General features: G+C 57.9%; 17 protein-coding genes. 10 read left to right on the top strand and 7 right to left on the bottom strand.

The genetic code is table 11. From position 1 onward, the window contains the following. Nucleotide 1 precedes the first annotated feature (1 nt). Nucleotides 2-406 (bottom strand): acyl-CoA thioesterase, encoded by a 405-nt coding sequence (locus tag AC13E3_RS14000; RefSeq protein WP_482902156.1) that lies wholly within the window; start codon nucleotides 404-406, stop codon nucleotides 2-4. 197 nt (nucleotides 407-603) lie between these two features. On the opposite strand from AC13E3_RS14000, the gene AC13E3_RS14005 reads away from it, so the two are divergent. From AC13E3_RS14005 to phoU, 5 genes are all read left to right on the top strand, one after another. After that, nucleotides 604-1,644: a substrate-binding domain-containing protein gene (locus AC13E3_RS14005; protein WP_414673567.1), complete on the top strand. Its 1,041-nt coding sequence runs from the start codon at nucleotides 604-606 to the stop codon at nucleotides 1,642-1,644. Between the two features lie 137 nt (nucleotides 1,645-1,781). Beyond that, nucleotides 1,782-3,170, top strand: a complete 1,389-nt coding sequence (gene pstC / locus AC13E3_RS14010) for a phosphate ABC transporter permease subunit PstC (protein WP_482902157.1) — start codon at nucleotides 1,782-1,784, stop codon at nucleotides 3,168-3,170. Continuing rightward, nucleotides 3,163-4,437 carry a phosphate ABC transporter permease PstA gene (pstA, locus tag AC13E3_RS14015; protein ID WP_482902158.1) on the top strand — a complete coding sequence of 425 codons (1,275 nt, stop codon included), beginning with the start codon at nucleotides 3,163-3,165 and terminating at the stop codon, nucleotides 4,435-4,437. Before pstC ends, pstA begins: the two co-directional genes overlap by 8 nt. A gap of 11 nt (nucleotides 4,438-4,448) precedes the next feature. Beyond that, nucleotides 4,449-5,336 carry a phosphate ABC transporter ATP-binding protein PstB gene (gene pstB, locus AC13E3_RS14020; protein WP_482902159.1) on the top strand — a complete coding sequence of 296 codons (888 nt, stop codon included), beginning with the start codon at nucleotides 4,449-4,451 and terminating at the stop codon, nucleotides 5,334-5,336. Nucleotides 5,337-5,369: 33 nt separating this feature from the next. Further along, nucleotides 5,370-6,092 carry a phosphate signaling complex protein PhoU gene (phoU, locus tag AC13E3_RS14025; protein WP_482902160.1) on the top strand — a complete coding sequence of 241 codons (723 nt, stop codon included), beginning with the start codon at nucleotides 5,370-5,372 and terminating at the stop codon, nucleotides 6,090-6,092. A 155-nt stretch (nucleotides 6,093-6,247) separates the two neighbouring features. On the opposite strand, the gene AC13E3_RS14030 is transcribed toward phoU, so the two are convergent. The 5 genes from AC13E3_RS14030 to mnmH all read right to left on the bottom strand — a co-directional run bounded on the left by AC13E3_RS14030 (nucleotide 6,248) and on the right by mnmH (nucleotide 10,839). Next, entirely contained in the window at nucleotides 6,248-6,613 is a 366-nt protein-coding gene (locus tag AC13E3_RS14030; protein ID WP_482902161.1) for a histidine triad nucleotide-binding protein, read from the bottom strand. Between the two features lie 41 nt (nucleotides 6,614-6,654). After that, the gene (locus AC13E3_RS14035; protein ID WP_008172963.1) at nucleotides 6,655-7,950 is read right to left on the bottom strand and encodes an FAD-dependent monooxygenase; all 1,296 of its coding nucleotides are present in this window, start codon (nucleotides 7,948-7,950) and stop codon (nucleotides 6,655-6,657) included. 82 nt (nucleotides 7,951-8,032) lie between these two features. Then, complete coding sequence (locus AC13E3_RS14040; protein ID WP_008172962.1) at nucleotides 8,033-8,590, bottom strand: aminoacyl-tRNA deacylase; 558 nt, start codon at nucleotides 8,588-8,590, stop codon at nucleotides 8,033-8,035. 170 nt (nucleotides 8,591-8,760) lie between these two features. Further along, complete coding sequence (locus tag AC13E3_RS14045; protein WP_008172961.1) at nucleotides 8,761-9,594, bottom strand: mechanosensitive ion channel family protein; 834 nt, start codon at nucleotides 9,592-9,594, stop codon at nucleotides 8,761-8,763. A gap of 141 nt (nucleotides 9,595-9,735) precedes the next feature. Next, on the bottom strand, nucleotides 9,736-10,839 hold the full coding sequence (mnmH, locus tag AC13E3_RS14050) for a tRNA 2-selenouridine(34) synthase MnmH (RefSeq protein WP_008172960.1): 1,104 nt from the start codon (nucleotides 10,837-10,839) through the stop codon (nucleotides 9,736-9,738). Nucleotides 10,840-10,972: 133 nt separating this feature from the next. On the opposite strand from mnmH, the gene AC13E3_RS14055 reads away from it, so the two are divergent. Beyond that, on the top strand, nucleotides 10,973-11,632 hold the full coding sequence (locus AC13E3_RS14055; RefSeq protein ID WP_008172959.1) for a class I SAM-dependent methyltransferase: 660 nt from the start codon (nucleotides 10,973-10,975) through the stop codon (nucleotides 11,630-11,632). A 444-nt stretch (nucleotides 11,633-12,076) separates the two neighbouring features. On the opposite strand, the gene AC13E3_RS14060 is transcribed toward AC13E3_RS14055, so the two are convergent. Then, nucleotides 12,077-12,481, bottom strand: a complete 405-nt coding sequence (locus tag AC13E3_RS14060) for a VanZ family protein (protein ID WP_039881983.1) — start codon at nucleotides 12,479-12,481, stop codon at nucleotides 12,077-12,079. Between the two features lie 97 nt (nucleotides 12,482-12,578). Here AC13E3_RS14060 and cysZ point away from each other — a divergent pair, with 97 nt between their 5' ends. The 4 genes from cysZ to crcB all read left to right on the top strand — a co-directional run bounded on the left by cysZ (nucleotide 12,579) and on the right by crcB (nucleotide 19,185). Then, on the top strand, nucleotides 12,579-13,328 hold the full coding sequence (gene cysZ, locus AC13E3_RS14065) for a sulfate transporter CysZ (RefSeq protein WP_008172957.1): 750 nt from the start codon (nucleotides 12,579-12,581) through the stop codon (nucleotides 13,326-13,328). Nucleotides 13,329-13,344: 16 nt separating this feature from the next. After that, a complete protein-coding gene (rapA, locus tag AC13E3_RS14070) occupies nucleotides 13,345-16,206 on the top strand; it encodes an RNA polymerase-associated protein RapA (RefSeq protein WP_008172956.1) in 2,862 nt (953 codons plus the stop codon). 130 nt (nucleotides 16,207-16,336) lie between these two features. Next, nucleotides 16,337-18,787 carry an acyl-CoA dehydrogenase gene (locus AC13E3_RS14075; protein WP_008172955.1) on the top strand — a complete coding sequence of 817 codons (2,451 nt, stop codon included), beginning with the start codon at nucleotides 16,337-16,339 and terminating at the stop codon, nucleotides 18,785-18,787. A 17-nt stretch (nucleotides 18,788-18,804) separates the two neighbouring features. Next, nucleotides 18,805-19,185 (top strand): fluoride efflux transporter CrcB, encoded by a 381-nt coding sequence (gene crcB / locus AC13E3_RS14080; RefSeq protein ID WP_008172952.1) that lies wholly within the window; start codon nucleotides 18,805-18,807, stop codon nucleotides 19,183-19,185. Nucleotides 19,186-19,266 lie beyond the last annotated feature (81 nt).

Genomic DNA, 19,266 nt, shown 5'->3' on the forward strand with positions numbered 1-19,266 from the left:
TTCAGAGAACTTGCTCTGGCACTTCCCTTATTCGACCGTGCTCATCGATGGCAACGTAGACGAACAGGCCCTCGGTTACCTTGCGTGGATTCTTGGCAGTACGGTCAAGGGTCCACACTTCCACGCTGATTTTCATGGAACTGCGACCGATATCCACCAGCTCGCAGTAGCAACCCACCTGCGACCCAACCCGCAGCGGTGACAGGAACTCCATCCGGTCCATGGCCACGGTGGCATTGCGTCCCTGGGAAATGCGCCCGGCCATGGTGGCAGCGGCGAGATCCATCTGTTTCACCAGCCAGCCGGCGAAGACATCGCCATTGGCGTTGGTATCAGCGGGGAGAGGAATTACCTGAAGAGTGAGGTCACCACGGGGCATGGGTTTGTCATCGTCTAGCGCGGTCATAGTACTGCCTTCTTGCGAGCCTGGAATTGTTTTAACACGCATGGTAACGGGCTGAAGCGCCGCTGCAAGCAAATTTGAACATTCCTGACTATATTTCAAATGCTGTAACAAAGTTGTCACAGAGTGCTATTAGTCTGCACACATCGGTAAAACACATCCGACACAACGTCCAAACCGAATAATGGAGACTTGACGTGATGAAACTGAACAAAGCACTCGCGACTGTTGCACTGGCCGGCTCCGTAGCCGCCATGTCTGCACCGGCCATGGCCCGTGACACCATCAGCATCGTGGGTTCCTCAACTGTTTATCCGTTCGCCACTGTTGTTGCCGAGCGATTCGGTACCAAGACCGACTTCAGCACACCCAAGCTGGAATCCACCGGTTCTGGTGGTGGTCTCAAGCTGTTCTGTCAGGGTATCGGTACCCAGCACCCGGACATCACCAACGCCTCGCGCCGGATGAAGACTTCCGAGTTCGAGCTCTGCCAGAGCAACGGCGTAAAAGACATCACCGAGTTTCGCATCGGTTCTGACGGCATTGTTATTGCCAGCTCCAAGAATGCCGAGAACCTCGAACTCACGCTTGAGCAGTTGTTCCTGGCCCTGGGTTCCAAAGTGCCTGTTAACGGCGAGTGGGTAGCCAACCCGAACAAAAACTGGAGCGACGTTGATTCCAGCCTGCCGAACAAGCCGATTCGTGTGATGGGTCCTCCCCCGACTTCCGGTACCCGTGACTCGTTCAACGAGCTGGCCCTGGCTGCTGGTTGCGATGAGCTGCCCGAAGCCGCTGACCTGAGCAAGGACGAGCACGCTTCCATTTGTGAAAGCGTTCGTGAAGACGGCGTATTTATCGAGGCGGGTGAGAACGACAACCTGATCGTGCAGAAGTTGATTGGGGATGCCGGGATGTACGGCGTATTCGGTTACAGCTTCATGGAAGAAAACTCCGACCGTCTGCAGGCCGCTACCCTGAATGGCAAGGTACCGACTGCTGAAGCCATTGCTGCGGATGAGTATCCGGTAGCCCGTTCACTGTTCTTCTACGTGAAGAAAGCACACGTTGGTGTGGTTCCCGGCATCCAGGAGTACGTTAGCGAGTTCACCAGCAACGCTGCCATGGGCCAGAACGGCTACCTGAAAGATGTTGGTCTGATCGTGCCGCCCCGTGCTGCCCTGATGGACCTGATGGAAAAGGCAGAAAACATGCCGAACCTGACCCTGGACGAGCTCAAGTAAGACCGCCGTCCGGTCAAGAACAGAGGTGCGGGTCTCGATTGAGGCCCGCACCTTTTGCACGTTTGGACGATCCGGTGCCAGTGCAGAGCTGAATCTGTAAACTGTGCGCCAATACGAAGTCGAATACAGGAATTTTCATGCAACCGGCTAATCTTTTATTACTGACACTGGTGCTGACGATCGTGGCCTATTGGCTTGGTTACGCCCGCTCCCGGTCGCTGGCGATGCCGATGGGTGGGATCCGTCATCTCAAGTCCCTTCCTTTCTATTATGGGGCCCGGGCGGCATTGTGGAGTGGTATTCCCGCGCTTATCGTGCTCGGTTTGTGGGCAGCATTCCAGGGCAAAGTCATTCAGCTGATTGTGATTGGTGGCCTGCCGGACGGCATGGTGCCGGCGACCGATGGTGAAGCCAGCCTGCTGCTGGGTAAAATCAGTAACGTGGCCAGCGGGGCGTTACCTCCCGGGTTCGTGGAGGCGCCGATCGCTGAGGCCGCTGAACGCTTGCAGGCCTTGCGCGCCCAGAGCCGGTTCCTCATGTCAGCGCTGGTTATCTCGGTAGCCGTGCTCGCGGGTTTCCTGGGCTGGTTGAGAATCCGGCCGCGCCTGAATGCCCGTGTCCAGGTTGAAGCCATTCTCAAGTGGGTATTCTTCGCCTGTGCGGCCCTGGCAATCCTGACCACCATCGGCATCATTTTCTCGGTGGCTTTCGAGACGTTCCGGTTCTTCGAGAAGGTACCGTTTACCGAATTTTTCTTTGGCAGCCACTGGAGTCCCCAGACCGCACTTCGGGCTGATCAGGTTGCGTCCCAGGGTGCATTCGGCATGATCCCCCTGTTCACCGGCACCCTCCTGATTTCCGCTATTGCCATGGTTGTGGCCGTGCCGGTGGGGCTGCTTTCAGCGATTTACCTGTCCGAGTATGCCGGCAAAAAAGTTCGTGGTGTGGTCAAGCCGCTGCTGGAAATGCTGGCCGGTATTCCCACCGTGGTTTACGGTTTCTTCGCCGCGCTGACCGTTGCGCCGTTTATCAGCGATCTGGCCGCATCCATGGGTATCGAGGCATCAAGCCAGAGTGCCCTGGCCGCTGGTGCCGTTATGGGCATCATGATCATTCCGTTTGTGTCTTCCCTGTCGGATGACGTGATCAATGCCGTGCCCCAGGCCATGCGTGATGGCTCTCTTGCGCTCGGAGCCACCCAGTCCGAGACCATGAAAAAGGTGATTTTCCCGGCTGCACTGCCCGGCATCATGGGCGGTATTCTGCTGGCGGTCTCCCGGGCCATCGGTGAAACCATGATCGTGGTCATGGCCGCTGGTCTGGCTGCTAACCTGACGGCCAACCCGCTGGAAACGGTAACCACCGTCACCGTCCAGATCGTGACCCTGCTCACCGGTGACCAGGAGTTCGACAGCGCCAAGACGCTGGCCGCCTTTGCACTGGGCGCCATGCTCTTCCTGGCAACCCTGCTGCTGAACGTCATTGCACTGAAAATCGTACGCAAATATCGGGAACAGTATGACTGATCAACGTTCACAGGCGGAAATTGTCCGCCAGTCGCTCAAGCGCCGCTACCGAAAGGAACGTCGGTTCCGTGCCTACGGTGTAATCGCGATTGCGATTGCTCTTGGGGCTCTGTTAACCCTGTTTACCGATATCATCGGGAAGGGCTATACGGGCTTCATGAAGACCACCATCACCATGGATGTGCAGCTGGATGGTGAAATGATGTATCTGGACGACCCCACGGACGAGCGCCAGATGAAGATGGCCGATTTTGTTGAGCCATTGGTTCAGGCCCTGATCAAAGAGATTCCCGGGGCGAGCGAAGAGGATCGTAAGCAGGTTCGCGAACTGATTAATCCCTATGCTTCGGTGGAGCTGCGCGATTCACTCAAGGCGAATCCGGAGTGGTTGGGTACGACGCAGACCCTGACATTCCTGAGTCACACCGATGTGGATGTCTACGTGAAGCACGCGGGGGATGATGCCTACTCGATCAAGCTGAACGACCAGCAAAGAGCCTGGGTGGACGAACTGCAGGAGCGGGGCGTTATCGACACATCATTCAACGATGTGTTCTTCAGCGTCGGTGATTCCCGGGATCCGTCCAAGGCAGGTATTCTTGGCGCCATTGTCGGTTCGCTGCTGACCATGTTCGTTACCCTGATCCTGTCGTTCCCGATTGGTGTGGCAGCGGCGATCTACCTGGAAGAATTCGCTCCCCAGAACAAGTTCACCGATTTTATCGAGGTGAATATCAACAACCTGGCGGCGGTTCCTTCCATCATCTTTGGTCTGCTCGGCCTGGCGGTGTTTATCAACCTGTTCGGCATGCCGCGTTCGGTTCCAGTGGTTGGTGGTCTGGTGCTGACGTTGATGACCCTGCCGACCATCATCATTTCCAGCCGGGCCGCGATCAAAAGCGTACCGCCTTCGATTCGCGAGGCCGCTGAAGGTATCGGTGCCTCCAAGATGCAGGTGGTTCTGCATCATGTACTGCCGCTGGCCATGCCGGGCATGCTGACCGGTTCCATCATCGGTATGGCCCAGGCACTGGGTGAGACCGCGCCGCTGCTACTCATCGGTATGGTGGCGTTCATCGTGGATGTACCCGATGGCTTCTTCGACTCGGCCACGGTTCTGCCGGTGCAGGTGTTCCTGTGGGCAGGTAGCCCTGAGCTGGCCTTTATTGAACGTGCGTCGGCAGCCATCATGGTGCTGTTGACCTTCCTGATCAGCATGAACGCATTGGCCATCTGGATGCGTAAACGACTTGAGCGCCGGTGGTAAGGAGAATCTGAATGAATACTGTCAACACAACGATTACCAGTGAAGTTGGTCAACCTGAAGAAGCCGTGGTGCCAATTTCGGATGAAAAACCGGCGGAGACCGTCATCGAGGAAGGCAAAACGGTTGGCAAACCGTTCGCCGATGATCCGAAGTTTAAACTTCGCGACGTCGACGTGTTCTACGGTGATACTCGTGCAATCAAGAAAATCAGCCTGGATATTGCCCGTAACGAAGTCATCGCCTTCATCGGACCATCCGGCTGTGGTAAATCCACCTTCCTGCGCTGTTTGAACCGCATGAACGACAGCATTGATATCTGTCGCGTGAAGGGGTCTCTGCATCTGGACGACCACGACATCTACGATCCCAAGCGCGATGTTGTTGAACTCAGGGCTCGCGTTGGAATGGTTTTCCAGAAACCCAACCCGTTCCCCAAGTCCATTTACGACAACGTGGCCTACGGCCCTCGCATTCACGGCCTCGCCAACCGTAAGTCGGATCTGGACGAGATTGTCGAGAATAGCCTGCGTAAAGCCGGTTTATGGGAAGAAGCGAAAGACCGTTTGGACGCCAACGCAACCGGAATGTCCGGTGGTCAGCAGCAGCGTCTGTGCATTGCGCGTGCAATCGCCGTGAGCCCGGAAGTCGTGCTGATGGACGAGCCCTGCTCGGCCCTGGATCCTATTGCGACCGCGAAAGTGGAAGAGCTGATTGCTGAGCTGTCCGAAAGTTACACGATCGTTATCGTGACTCACTCGATGCAGCAGGCGGCCCGGGTATCTCATCGCACGGCCTACTTCCACCTGGGGCACCTGGTGGAAGTGAACGAGACCAACAAGGTATTCACCTCGCCGGAACATGAACTGACCGAGTCCTACATCACTGGCCGTTTCGGCTGATTCCGGCCCTGAGGAATTTTGGAGAAGAACAGTATGCCTACGAATAAGGACGACGTTTACGGGGATCATATTTCCCACAAGTTCAACGACGAACTGATGGAGCTCAAAACCGAGTTCCTGAAAATGGGTGGTATGGTTGAAGCCCAGCTTGAGAGAGCCATTGAGGCGCTTGTTGATGGTGACGGGCACGCAGCAGATGAGATCCGTGCCAACGACAAGAAAGTCGATCAGATGGAAATTGATATCGATGAAGAGGCCACACTGATCATCGCCCGCCGCCAGCCGACAGCACGAGATCTTCGCCTGGTGATCTCGGTCATCAAGATGGTTGCCGATCTTGAGCGCGTTGGCGACGAAGCCAAGAAAATTGCCAAACTGGCGATCAGTCTGAGTGAGGAAGGTCATGCTCCCCGGGGTTATGTCGAGGTCAGACATATTGGCAGCCACGTGCTGACGCTTCTCCACGACGCATTGGATGCTTTCGCTCGCCTGGATTCGGAGCAGGCGTTGCGGATCATGAAGGAAGACAAGCGCGTCGATGAGGAATATCAGGCCGCGGCCCGTACCCTGCTGACGTTCATGATGGAAGATACCCGCAACATCTCACGGTGCATGTCCGTAATGTGGGTGCTCCGTGCCCTGGAGCGGGTGGGTGACCACGCATGTAACATTGCCGAGAACGTGATCTTCATGGTCAAAGGCGAGGACGTTCGTCATACGCCGGTGGAAGAGGCTGAGAAGGTGGTCGGCCGCTGATTTTTTGGCCTGGGAGGAGGGCCGCCGTGTGGTGCGGCTTTCCGAGACACGCTCGAGCCGTCCATGGATGGCGAAAGCTAAGCGCGCATGGATGCCTTGAGCGTGTCCCAAACAGCATTACCGGACCGCTTGCCGGCACCCAAGGCCTAAAACAATCAGGCCTGCTTCATTTTGTCGGTATAGGGCGGCCAGCCCAGCGGCTTGCCACCGAGAACGTGCAGGTGGATGTGAAACACCGTCTGCCCAGAATTCTCCCCGCAGTTCATGACAACGCGATAGCCGTCGTCCGCAAACCCCTTCTCCTTGGCAATCTTCGCTGCCACCAGATACAGATGCCCCACCAGCTCCCGATCTTCTTCGGTAATGTCGTTGATGGTGGCGATGGCCTTCTTCGGGATGACCAGAAAATGCACCGGTGCCTGAGGATTGATGTCACTGAAAGCGAGGGCGATGTCGTCTTCGTAGAGGATGTCCGCGGGAATTTCCCGGTTGATGATCTTGGTGAAAATCGTCTTTGACATGGTGGCTCCTTTTCACTTGTCCTTGGGATTGTTGTTTGGCTCTAAAGCTGATTCAGGCCCGGAATCCGGGAGGCTATCTGCCGCACCACGGCCGGCAGTTCCTCGTCGATGCCCATGGCGTAGCGGGCCACCCGGTTGCGGGCGAAGGGCAGGGCGCGGGCGGCGCCCAGGCCCAGATTGCGCAGCAGATGGACGGGCGGAATCCGGTTACTGAACAGATGGTAAAACACATCCATGGTCAGCATCATTCTGCGGTTCGCTGGTCGGCGCTGTTGCTCGTAAAGGTTCAGCCACTTCTGGGCGGCCAGATCATCATCGGCGCGCCTGGCTTCCTTGAGGACTGCCTGTAGGGCCTGGGCATCCTGGAAGCCCAGGTTCACGCCCTGGCCAGCCAGCGGGTTGATGGTGTGGGCTGAATCTCCGGCCAGGACCACTCGCCCGGCGTGGTAGTGTTTGGCGTGCTGACGGGCGATGGGAAACGAGGCCTTGCTGTCGATGTGGGTCAGCAGTGGCAGGCTTGCAGGGAACGATGACTGGATTTGTTCCATCAGGGCCCTGTCGTCCAGGCCTTTCAAGCGGGCCAGTTCCTCCGGCGAATCGTACCAGACCAGGGAGCCCCAGCTCTCGCCGGGATGGTCCGGGCCGGCGCTGTGCAGGGGCAGGAAGGCGCGTGGTCCGGAAGGGTGGAAGCCTTGCCAGGTAATGTCTTCAACCGGCCCCTGATAACGTACCGAGACGACCATCGCCTGCTGTTCATACTGGTTCCGGGTGGTGCCAATGCCGGCCAGCTCGCGAATTCGGGACTGGGCGCCATCGGCTCCGACCACCAGGGCTGCGAGCAGCTCGCGGCCATCATCAAGGGTGACCGTCGCGGTATCACCGGACTGCGCCAGTGAGGCGACACCCTGACCGTGGAACAGGGATACCTGGGGGCAGGCCTCGGCGGTTTGCCAGAGTGCCTGTTGGGTAACCGAGTTCTCGACAATATGCCCCAGGTGCTGTGCGCCAAGCTCGGTGGCGTCGAACTGGACTTCGGCCAGCTTCCGGGGCACCAGGTTCTGCAGTGGATAGCGGGTTTCATCCCATACGGCCAGTCGTTTGTAGGGCGTTGCCCGCATGTGAAGGATATGGTCCCAGGCGCCCAGGCTCTGAAGATAGCGCTCGCTGCCGGCGCTGAGGGCAGATACCCGTATATCGGGGGCGTTTTCTGGATCGAAGGCGGGCGGCGGAGCCCGGTCTACCAGGGCAACGCGGAAGCCATTCTGGCCAAGGCCAGTGGCGAGGGCAGCACCGACCATGCCGGCACCAACTACCACAATATCAAAGGCTTGAGTCATATCGGTTTCCTGTCTGATGCCCTCAGTTTACGCGATGGCGGCAGCCAGACAAGAGACCGGGATCAAGCCGGCAGGAAAAGCCTCAGTAGCCGGCCATTCCTGATACCCGTTGCTTGGCAACGTCGTCCGGCCGGCGACGGCCTTTGACCAGCCAGGCGGGCTTCTGGGCTCCGGGTTTGTTGAAGCCCTGGTTCAGTACCATCGGTTGCACGAGGTTAATGAAATCGGCGGTCTTCATGTGGACAGATTCACTGTGACTGCCCGCCGCAAAGGCAAGTTCCGACTGTTCGGTCAAGGCTTCCGCGCAGTACACGGTCATTCCGAACAGGTTGCCAAAGGGGGGCATGGCGCCTACCTCGCAATCCGGGAAGCGGTCCTGGAATTCCTGTTCGTCAGCGAGGTCAAGAAAGTCGGTGTCGAGGATGCGGGATAACCTGTCCCAGCGGATTCGCCAGGTGGCCGGCATCACCAGCATTGCCATTTTGCCATCCAGTTCGATGATCACCGTTTTGACGACACGGTCGCCGGCAATCTTGACGTGGTGGGCGAGTTCCTGGGCGGTAAATGCAGGAGGGTGGGAGAGGCACATGTATTCCACACCTGCCTCATCGAGGAATTCCTTCAACTGCTGTACCGGCATAGTGACAACCTCCTACCAGCAATGACAGCGTTCCGGAGCCTGTGTTGATCTGATTGCCTGGCCCCGATGGCCTGGTGGGGTTGGTCAACCCCGCCATTAATGGTCAGCTTAGTCGAGGTTACGCAGTTTGCGAGTAACCGGATGTATCAATGAGAAACCGATCGCGAATCTCAGTCGGTTTTAATCATATGAATATCGCGCTGGGGGAACGGAATGCTGATGCCCTCGGCGTCGAATGCTTTCTTCACTTTCTCATGCATGTCCCAGTAGAAGGGCCAGAGATCACCTGATTTGGTCCAGGCCCGAACGGTCAGATCGACGGAGCTTTCGCCCAGGGCACCAACAACGACCAGTGGTTCGGGGTCCTTCAGTGCGCGCTCGTCTTCTTCAATGAGGCGCTTGCAGATGGCCTTGGCCTTGTCGATGTCATCACCGTAGCCGATGCCGAAGCTCATGTCGCAGCGACGGGTTTCATAGGCGCTCAGGTTGGTCAGGCTGGCGTTGGCCAGTTGACCATTGGGGATCACAATCCGGCGGTTATCGAAGGTGTCGACGATGGTGTACAGGATGGAGATTTCGCGGACGGAGCCGAGGTAGCCCTGAGCATCAATCGCGTCACCAACTTTGAACGGTTTGAAGATCAGGATCAGCACGCCGCCGGCGAAGTTGGCGAGGCTGCCCTGAAGCGCAAGACCGACGGCCAGGCCGGCAGCACCGATAATGGCAATGAAGGAGGTGGTGGCAATGCCGACCATGGAGGCGACAGAGATCAGCAGCAGAATCTTGAGGATTGCTCCGATGAGGCCGCAGAGAAACTTGTTCAGGGTGGGGTCTTTTTTGCCCAGCTTGTTATCTAGAACGCCGACAAACCGGTTGATCAGCCACATGCCCACAATCAGAGTGACAATGGCCAGCACGACCTTGGGTGCGTATGTCATGACCAGAGACATGGCCTGATTCATGAGTTCCGAGGCACCGCCTTCAGCGCCAAATAGGTCTTCCATAAAGGACTCCTTGTTCGTTGGTATTTTTCATAAGTGTCGGATTAACGGACAAATTACTGCAACAACCTGATTCGTCTATTCCTTTATATAGCAGACAAATGTCAGGGCTGTGTACTGCAGGCGTAATATTCAGTCAGGGCCTTACGCAACCGAGCTCTTGTTGGCCCAGTCGAGAATGGTCTCGGGGCCTCCGCGGACAAGAATCCGGCCTTCTTTCTTGCCCAGTTGGTAGTCGTACATTGGGTCGTAATAATCCTGGAGCAGTGACTGGATCCAGGCGTTGTGGGCCGCTGTCTCTCCAGTGGCTTCCTGCTGCAGGAGTGCCTGTTCCATCAGGCCGCGCAGCTGCTGGTGTCGCTCCCCGCCCAGGCGTTTGCGGATGCGGTCAATGGCGCTCAGCAGATAATCCCGGAAATTCAGCCACCCTGCTTCGGCCCCGTCGCGGTCCACGTAATCCGAGTACATTCCCTCAACATAATCTTCACGGATGATGCCAATACGCTCTTCCATCGGTTGCTCGAGGATCAGCAACGGCGACCTGGCCATGCGCTCCTTGAGGGATTCGGGCAGGGCGCAACGGCCCACCAGGCGGCTTTCATCTTCCAGATAGACCGGACCACTGTTCAGATGGCGGGCCTTGAGCATGGCTACCGCCAGCCGATTCTCGAAATCGATTTGTGAAGGCTGCGGTGTTACCTGACGCCCGAAACTGGAGCCCCGGTGATTAGCCAGGCCTTCAAGATCCACCGGATTGGGTAACTGTTGCAGAACCCGCGTTTTGCCGGTTCCAGTGCGCCCGCTGAGAATGCGGAACTCGCCGGATTCGATCTGCGCTTCCAGACTGTCGATCAGGAATCGCCGCAATGCCTTGTAGCCGCCTTTGACCAGCGGGTAGTCAATGCCGGCCTCCCGGATCCACTGCTGAGTGAGCCGGGAGCGCAGGCCGCCCCGAAAACAGAACAGGTAGCCGTTCGGGTGGCGGGCGACAAAACGTTTCCAGGCTTCAATGCGCTGGGCCTTGATGTCACCGGACACAAGCTGGTGCCCCAATTCAATCGCCTTGTCCTGACCTTTCTCTTTGTAACAGATGCCAACCCGATGGCGCTCCTCATCGTTCATCAGGGGCGCGTTTTCGGTATTCGGAAAGCTGCCACGGCTGAACTCTACCGGTGCCCGGACGTCCATCAGCGGCACATCATTCAGGAACAGGGAAAGGTAGTCGTCGGTGTCGGGTCTGCTTGCCATTTCAGCGGTAAACCAGTTGTCAGATGGAGGCGGCAGTATAGCGGAAATGGGGTTTTTCTGCTTGTCGCCGCCTGTTTCCCGGACTGGTCACGGGTACAATGACGCCTTCCGGAAAATTGAGGTTGGGTACCCCATGTCAGTGGACAGTCTGAATCAGCACCTGCGCAAAACCCTCTCCCGAGGCCGGGTGGCCGTTTCCCGTCCTGCCGGCTGTGAGCGCATTGCCCTGTACCTCTTTGACCCGAGGGTGCTTGAGGGGCCGTTATCGCACGAAGAGGCCCAGGCGGTCGTTGCCGAACCCGCCTACTGGTCGTTCTGCTGGGCCAGCGGCCAGGTGCTCGCCAACTGGATTCTGGACAATCCCCATTGGGTTGAGGGCAAGCGCGTCCTGGATTTCGGCTCGGGATCCGGAATCGTGGCTGTCGCGGCGGCAATGGCCGGAGCCAGGGAAGCCATCGCCTGTGACATTGATCCGGCTGCGCTGGACGCGGCCAATGCGAATGCGGCTCTCAATGGTGTTTCCGTTGGCCTTTGCCCTGACTGGGCAGCCCGGCCGGACGAAATAGATGTCGTGGCCGCTGCGGATGTGCTCTACGATCCGGAAAACCGGCCGTTGCTCGGCGTTTTACGCGAGGCGGCTCCTCGGGTGCTGCTGGCGGATTCGCGGATGAAAGTGTTGGGTGACGATGCCTACCGCAAGCAGACAACGCTTGAGGCCCGGACCTGGCCGGATCTTAACGAATTCGAGGAGTTCAATCAGGTTCGTATCTACCTGGCCGAGAACAACCAGTGATGGATCAGAGGTGAGAAAAAAGAAGGTATAAAAAAATAAAGGGCAACCAAACGGTTACCCTTTCTCGGAACAGGTCGGCGCATCCTTGCGCATTTGGCAACAGCCTTGTTGCGAGATCCTTGAGCCACTCCGTGGTGCCGGCATCCGAGCCGGCTATCCGAATAGTTATCCCTTAAGCGAGGCGTCCTTGTGTCCCTACCTCTCCCCGCGATCCTTGCCGGGGTGCATCCAGTGCGTCGTCCATTTCCCTGTCATCCTTGACAACAACAATATACCAACTGGATTCTGACAAACGTGTGAACTGTGCACGCATCGCAGGAGATGTCAGCGTGGGTGTCTCCAATAAAACAAAGTTATCAGTGAGTTAGCTTTTTTCTAAAGAGTTTCTGCCACTGCCGCGCACACAACGTCGCTGCAAGATCTCACGCCTTTGTAAGAGATATCTCACAGCGACTCTGGCGAATTTCGCAAATCCGGTTTTCCGGCGTTTCGGATGCCGGGCCAGGGAAGAAGTCCGATGGCAATGCCGGCGCCGTCCGCAGCCAGATCGGCCAGGGAAAATTCCCGATAGGGCAGGGTTGCCTGGATAAGCTCAATGCCAAGGCCAAAGCCCAGCAGGGCCGGCGCAAACCAGATGGGCCGGAGCTCCGGCCAGGCCAGCCGGGTGAGGATGGTGAGCTCGAGGAAGGCGATCAGATGGTTCACCTTGTCGTTCGACGATGAAGGTATGGCATGAGGGCTGTCGGTTGTCGCCAGAAACCCGATGGCCAGAACGGAAACCACAAAGGCTGCCTGCCAGAGGGGGCGGAATTGCAGCAGGCTGGTCAGTTGTTGTTTCAATGTATCCATCGGGGAAGTCACTGAGCGTTCTCGGGCTGTGGGAATGTTGCCAACATGATATGCTTTGCGCCCCGTCATTGTCATTGAAGCGGAGGTCCTGCCAGCTATGCTCAAGGGTAATTTTTTTCGTGGACTGGGCTACCTGGGTGAGGGTTTCCGCCTGATTCGTCAGCCCGGTCTTCGGCTGTTCGTCATCATTCCACTGGTTATCAATATTCTGCTCTTCGGATTGCTGTTCTTCTTCATGGGAGAGCTGTTTGCAGGCCTGATTGCCACCGCGATGTCGTGGTTGCCGGACTGGGCGTGGCTTCAGGCACTGGATTGGTTGTTCTGGATTCTGTATGGGGCGGTCATCGTACTGATGCTCGCCTACGGCTTTGTGATCGTTGCCAATCTGATTGGTTCCCCTTTCTATGGCTATCTTGCCGAGCTGACAGAAAAGCACCTGACCGGCCAGGAGGTGAATACCGATGACAGCTGGGCATCGATCATCAAGGATATTCCCCGCGCACTCTGGCGCGAGGTTCAGAAGATCCTGTATTACCTGCCGCGGGCTATCGGTTTACTGATCATCGGTCTTATACCGGTTGTTAATCTGGTGGCTGCTGTTCTCTGGTTCCTGTTCAACAGCTGGATGATGGCGCTGCAATACGTGGACTACCCGGCAGACAACCACAAGGTCAGTTTCCCCGCACTGCGACGGTTGCTCGGCGACACCCGCCTGTCTGCCTTTGGCTTTGGCCTGCCGGTGGCGCTGGCTGCCATGGTGCCGGTGCTGAATTTGTTTGTCGTTCCGGCGGCGGTATGTGGGGCGACGGCTTACTGGGTGCGTGAGAACGGCGCCACAAGAACTTAATTGGTCTGGAGGTTTCTTGGATACATCGGAATTTGTTATTGGTCAGCGTTGGGTCAGCCACAGTGACACCGGCCTGGGGCTCGGGATCGTCACGGATATCTCCGGGCGCCGGGTGACCCTCGGGTTTCCCGCCGCCGATGAGGAGCGCACCTACGCGATTGATAACGCCCCGCTGTCCCGCATCATCTATCAGCTGGGGGAAGAGATTGAGACCTTCGATGGCGAACGGTACACCGTCCGTGCAGTTGAGGACCGGGGCGGGGTGCTCCTGTATCACGGGGACGACGGCACCGATCTGCACGAAATATCCGAGGTGAAACTCGCCGGATCCGTGAATTTTTCTGCACCGCACCAGCGGCTGTTCGCGGGCCAGTTCGATCGCAACGGTGCCTTTCGCCTGAGGTTTGCCACGCTTCAGCACATGAACCGCCTGCGGGCATCGTCAGCCCAGGGGTTGATCGGCGCCCGCACGCAGCATCTGCCACACCAGATATACATTGCCCATGAAGTTGCCCGGCGCCATGCGCCACGGGTTCTTCTGGCAGATGAGGTCGGTCTTGGCAAAACCATCGAGGCGGGGCTGATCCTCCACTATCAGCTGCACACTGGCCGGGCAAAGCGTGCCTTGATCGTGGTGCCGGATTCCCTCACCCATCAATGGCTGGTGGAAATGCTCCGCCGCTTTAATCTGCGATTTTCCATAGTGGATCAGGGTCGCTACGACGCTCTGAAAGAGCAGGAAAGCGACGTGGATGCGCTGGTAAACCATATTTTTGGCGATGAAGATGCGGTGAATCCGTTCGAGAGCGAACAGCTGGTGCTCTGCAGTCTCGACTTCCTGAAGAAAAGCCAGAAGGCGCAGGACGATGCCCTCAAGGCTCACTGGGACCTGATGATTGTTGATGAGGCCCATCATCTTGCGTGGAGCCCTGAAGAGGTTAGCCCGGAATACCGGATCGTTGAGGAACTGTCGGCGGTCAGCCGCGGCCTGCTCTTGCTGACAGCAACGCCCGAGCAGGTGGGTATCGCCAGTCACTTTGCCCGCCTGCGGCTTCTCGACCCGGCCCGTTTCCATGATCTGGAAACCTTCCGCAGAGAAGAGCAGCAGTATGAAGCCATCAACAGTGTTGTCCGGCGTCTTCAGGACGAAAGCTCCGATATCAGCGAGGGTGATCAGAAGCTGCTGCGGGAATGGTTGGGTGAAGAGCTGGACCAGCTGTTTGCCGGTGACAATCCGAGGCAATCGGTGATCGATGCCCTGCTGGACCGGCATGGTACCGGTCGCGTGCTGTTCCGTAACACCCGGGCGGCCATCCAGGGATTTCCCGAGCGCCGACCCGATCCTGCACCGTTGCCTTGTCCGGCCATGTACGAAGGGCAGGCCTCAGGTATTCAGGGGTTGGCCCCGGAGCAACTGGTGCCCGAGGAGCAGTGGCTGGCGGACGATCCCCGGGTTGAGTGGCTTGAGAAAAAGCTGGTCGGCCTGCGCCCGGCCAAAGTGGTGGTGATCTGTGCCAGTGCCCAGACCGCCATGGCCCTGGAACATTATCTCCAGCTGCGGGCGGGTATCCGCAGTGCTGCCTTCCATGAACACCTGAGCCTGATCGAGCGTGATCGCGCCGCCGCCTATTTCGCCGACACGGAGCAGGGTGCCCAGGCGCTGATCTGCTCTGAAATCGGCAGCGAAGGCCGCAATTTCCAGTTTGCCCATCATCTCGTGCTCTTCGATCTGCCTGCAAACCCGGACTTGCTCGAGCAGCGCATCGGGCGGCTGGACCGGATCGGTCAGACAGAAGCGATTGATATTCACGTGCCCTATCTCAGTGGCACCAGTCAGGAGGTGCAGTTCCGCTGGTTCCACGAGGGCCTGAACGCCTTTGCCGAGAGCTGCGCGGTGGGCGTTGCCGTTCAGGAAGCGGTGCAGGCCCAGTGGCAGCAGGCTATTGATGGCGACCTTGATGTGGCTGATGGACTCGTCGAGGCCTCTGCGGACGAAGCAACGCGCCTGAAAACGCTCTTGCAGGCTGGCCGTGATGCCTTGATCGAGCTGAATTCCTGTCGCCCTGAGGTGGCAGAGGATCTGATCGCCGCCATCGAAGACGAAGAATCCGAGGCCCGGGTTCGGGATTACATGATGGAGGCTTTTGACATCCTCGGCGTGGATGTCGAAGACCATGCCGATCACTCCGACATTCTGCGACCCGGCGAGCAATATCAGGCCGGCCATGTCGCCGAATTACCGGAAGACGGGATTACCGTGACCTGGGACCGACAGAATGCCTTGGAGCGGGAAGACCTGGCTTTCATGAGCTGGGAGCACCCGATGGTCACGGGGGTGATGGACTCGGTGACCAGCTCCGGCCTTGGCAAGGCCGCCCTCGCCAGTCTTTCCGTAAAGGCGCTGCCGCCCGGAACGCTGTTGATGGAGGCCCTGTTTACTGTGCACTGCCCGGCACCGGAAGCGCTCCAACTGACCCGCTACCTGCCGGTCTCGCCACTTCGGCTGCTGGTGGATGTCAATGGCAAGGAGCTTTCGGGCGCGTTGCCTCACGACCGGCTCAACGAGATGTGCTCGAATATCCGGCGGCGCACGGCCCAGGCCATCGTTCCGCAGATCCGGCCCCAGGTGGAAACCATGGTGGACCACGTGGAGCGGTTGTCGGAGCCTCATCTGGAGCCCCTGAAGTCTCAGGCGCTTGAGCAGTTGGAGGCCAGTTTCGGACCGGAAATCCGTCGGCTGGAAGCATTGCAAAAGGTGAATCCGGCGATTCGTGAGGAGGAAATCGACTTTTTCCGCGATCAGTTCGAAGCGGCAAAAGAGGCGATAGGGCACGCCAGTCTGGCATTGGAAGGCATTCGTGTGATCGTGACCGCATAATGCCAGGTGTGATCTCCGTAACTGGCTGACTGTGCGGCATTTGCTGGTCAGCCCTCATCTGATGCGGTACCGTAAACGTAACGGTTTATAGTCTTCGACATTCCCGAACCATGGATGACAGAGAGAACCTATGATGACTTTCATACTGTTTGTAGTGGCACTGGCTGGCCTGCTGATTGTGATGCGGCGCGAGTCTGGTGCAACGTCCGCGATTGGCGTAATGGCCGTTACCGGCCTGCTGTCGCTGATTTTTGCCTCTGGTTTGCTGGCCCTGGTTTTGTTTATTGGTGCCGCCCTAACAGCTGCTGCCGGCCTCCCCGGGTTTCGCCAAAGCTGGCTGACACCCCGCATTTTCGCGATGTTCAAGAAGGTCGCACCGAAGGTTTCCGAGACTGAGAAAGTGGCTCTCGAAGCCGGTACGGTCGGCTGGGACGGTGAACTGTTCACTGGTCGGCCTGACTGGCACAACCTGCTGATCAACCGCAATACCGGCCTGAGCGAGGAAGAACAGGCCTTCGTCGACAATCAGTGTGTCCAGGCAATTTCCATGTGTAACACCTGGGACGTGGCGGTCGAGCGGGCTGATCTGCCCGAAGAGCTGTGGGACTTCCTCAAGAAGGAAGGTTTCTTCGGGATGATCATTCCCAAGGAATACGGTGGCCTCGAATTCTCTGCCAAGGCGCAGTCTGCAGTTCTGCAAAAACTGGCATCCAACGAGACGCTCATGGTGTCTGTGGGCGTACCCAATTCCCTTGGTCCTGGCGAGCTGCTCGTCAAGTACGGCACCGAGGAGCAGAAAAACCATTACCTGCCAAGGCTTGCAGACGGTCGTGAAATTCCTTGCTTTGGTCTGACGGGCCCAAGGGCTGGTTCAGATGCGACGTCGCTTCCGGACACCGGTATCGTTTGCAAACAGAAAGTCGATGGCAAGGAAGTTGTCGGTATCCGGCTGAATTTCGAGAAGCGCTGGATCACCCTGGCGCCCATCGCAACGGTTGTTGGCCTTGCCTTCCGCATGTTCGATCCGGACGGGCTCCTGGGCGAAACCGAAGACTATGGTATTACCTGCGCACTGATCCCCAGGGACACCAAAGGCATGGAGATCGGCCGTCGTCATTGCCCGATTGGCAGCCCGTTCCTGAATGGCCCGATCAAGGGTAAAGACGTCTTCATTCCGCTGGACTACATCATCGGTGGCGTGGATATGGCCGGTCAGGGCTGGCGTATGCTGGTTGAGTGCCTGTCGGTGGGTCGCTGCATCACCCTGCCCTCCGGTGCGGCCGGTGCGGCTGCGTCGGCCGTTGGCACCGCTGGTGGTTTCACCCGTATCCGCCGTCAGTTCAATACGCCGGTTGCTGATATGGAGGGTGTGCAGGAGCCTCTGGCCCGAATCGCCGCCAAGACCTATATCTCTCAGGCAGCTGTAAACCACACTGCCAATATGATTGATAAAGGTGAGAAGCCGGCAGTGCCGTCTGCCATCCTTAAATACCACCTTACCGAGTTCCAGCGCGGTGTATTGACCGATGCCATGGACGTTCACGGTGGCAAGACCGTCACGCTTGGCCCGCGTAACTACCTGGGCATAGGCTACAGCGGTGCCGCTGTCTCGATCACTGTTGAGGGTGCCAACATCATGACCCGCAGCCTGATGATCTTCGGTCAGGGCGCCATTCGCTGCCATCCGTATGTGCTCAAGGAGCTGGCGGCCAAGGACAACGATGATATCAATGCGTTTGACGATGCGTTCTTCGGCCACGCCGGGCTGATTTTCGGCAATGCCGCCCGCGCCTTCACCCAGGCTCTGGGTCTTGGACGGGCAGATGTGCCGTTTGACAGTGCCAGTCGCAAGTACGCGCAGGCCGTGGCCCGCTTCAGTGCGGCCTTTGGTCTGTGCTCGGATGCCGCGATGACCACGCTTGGCAGCGAACTGAAAATGCGGGAGCTTATCTCTGCACGGCTGGGGGATATGCTGTCCAACCTGTACCTGGCTTCCATGGTCCTCAAGAACTGGCACGAGACTCAGCCGGTAGAGGGTGAGAAGGAAGTAATGGAGTACAGCCTGGGCATGCTGCTGCATCGCACTGAAAACGCCCTGGATGAGTTCCTCCAGAACCTGCCGAATCGTGCCGTGGCGCTGGTTCTGCGGGGCGTCACGATGCCGCTCGGCCGTCGCTGGGGTAGTCCGCAGGACGACCTTGCGCGCAAGTTGGCTCGTGCAATCTCCACAGACACGCCTATCCGCAACAAGCTGATTGCCAGCATCTGGCATACCAATGGCGAGGGTACCGTGGAGAATCCGGTGGCTCGCTACAACGGTCTGCTCAAGGACTACGACAAGGCAGAACAGCTATACCGGAAAGCGACCAAGGCCTACGCCAAGGGTGAATTGCCGATGACCGCCTTGCATCCGGAAGAGCGGTTTGAGGCGGCCCTGAAGGCTGGTATCTATACCAAGGAAGAGGCCGATTTCATGCGCCAGTATGAGACCGTTGTACTTGAGATGCTGACGGTCGATGACTTCCCGTTTGATGAGTTTGCGCGCAACAAGGAGACAGTGATTGATCACAACCCTGCCTGACAGGAGACAGCCCTGACATGTGGTTGTCGTTCGTTGCTGTGAGTGTTGGCGCCGTTATCGGCGCCAACCTTCGTTGGGCTCTGGGGTTGTGGTTGAACACGACATACCATGCCGTTCCTTACGGAACGCTGGTTGCCAACCTAAGTGGTGGTTGGCTGATCGGGCTGCTGATCGGTTACTTCAGCCATGGCACCACGCTGGCACCGGAGTGGCGGCTCTTTGCCATAACCGGATTGTGCGGTGCGCTGACCACCTTTTCGACGTTTTCACTCGAGATGTTTGCTGCAATCCAGGACGGAAAATGGGCCATGGCCATCACCGGTATTCTGGCCCACGTTGTCGGCTCCATCCTCATGACTGCACTGGGAATTTACACCTTTGGCCTGGTGAAGGGATGATGGGTACCACTACCTACACAAATTCTCGAAAATACCCTTGGCAAGCTTCGGATTCAGGAGTAGAGTGAAGGGCGTAGGAAA

Source organism: Marinobacter sp. L-80 (assembly GCF_056859395.1).

Excerpts from the sequence above, each read along its gene's own strand:
- AC13E3_RS14035 (WP_008172963.1), bottom strand. The coding sequence starts at position 7,950 with ATGACTCAAGCCTTTGATATTGTGGTAGTTGGTGCCGGCATGGTCGGT.
- AC13E3_RS14060 (WP_039881983.1), bottom strand. The coding sequence starts at position 12,481 with ATGGATACATTGAAACAACAACTGACCAGCCTGCTGCAATTCCGCCCC.
- mnmH (WP_008172960.1), bottom strand. The coding sequence starts at position 10,839 with ATGGCAAGCAGACCCGACACCGACGACTACCTTTCCCTGTTCCTGAAT.
- cysZ (WP_008172957.1), top strand. The coding sequence starts at position 12,579 with ATGCTCAAGGGTAATTTTTTTCGTGGACTGGGCTACCTGGGTGAGGGT.
- phoU (WP_482902160.1), top strand. The coding sequence starts at position 5,370 with ATGCCTACGAATAAGGACGACGTTTACGGGGATCATATTTCCCACAAG.
- AC13E3_RS14045 (WP_008172961.1), bottom strand. The coding sequence starts at position 9,594 with ATGGAAGACCTATTTGGCGCTGAAGGCGGTGCCTCGGAACTCATGAAT.
- pstA (WP_482902158.1), top strand. The coding sequence starts at position 3,163 with ATGACTGATCAACGTTCACAGGCGGAAATTGTCCGCCAGTCGCTCAAG.
- AC13E3_RS14075 (WP_008172955.1), top strand. The coding sequence starts at position 16,337 with ATGATGACTTTCATACTGTTTGTAGTGGCACTGGCTGGCCTGCTGATT.
- pstB (WP_482902159.1), top strand. The coding sequence starts at position 4,449 with ATGAATACTGTCAACACAACGATTACCAGTGAAGTTGGTCAACCTGAA.
- AC13E3_RS14000 (WP_482902156.1), bottom strand. The coding sequence starts at position 406 with ATGACCGCGCTAGACGATGACAAACCCATGCCCCGTGGTGACCTCACT.
- AC13E3_RS14030 (WP_482902161.1), bottom strand. The coding sequence starts at position 6,613 with ATGTCAAAGACGATTTTCACCAAGATCATCAACCGGGAAATTCCCGCG.
- AC13E3_RS14005 (WP_414673567.1), top strand. The coding sequence starts at position 604 with ATGAAACTGAACAAAGCACTCGCGACTGTTGCACTGGCCGGCTCCGTA.
- pstC (WP_482902157.1), top strand. The coding sequence starts at position 1,782 with ATGCAACCGGCTAATCTTTTATTACTGACACTGGTGCTGACGATCGTG.
- AC13E3_RS14040 (WP_008172962.1), bottom strand. The coding sequence starts at position 8,590 with ATGCCGGTACAGCAGTTGAAGGAATTCCTCGATGAGGCAGGTGTGGAA.
- AC13E3_RS14055 (WP_008172959.1), top strand. The coding sequence starts at position 10,973 with ATGTCAGTGGACAGTCTGAATCAGCACCTGCGCAAAACCCTCTCCCGA.
- crcB (WP_008172952.1), top strand. The coding sequence starts at position 18,805 with ATGTGGTTGTCGTTCGTTGCTGTGAGTGTTGGCGCCGTTATCGGCGCC.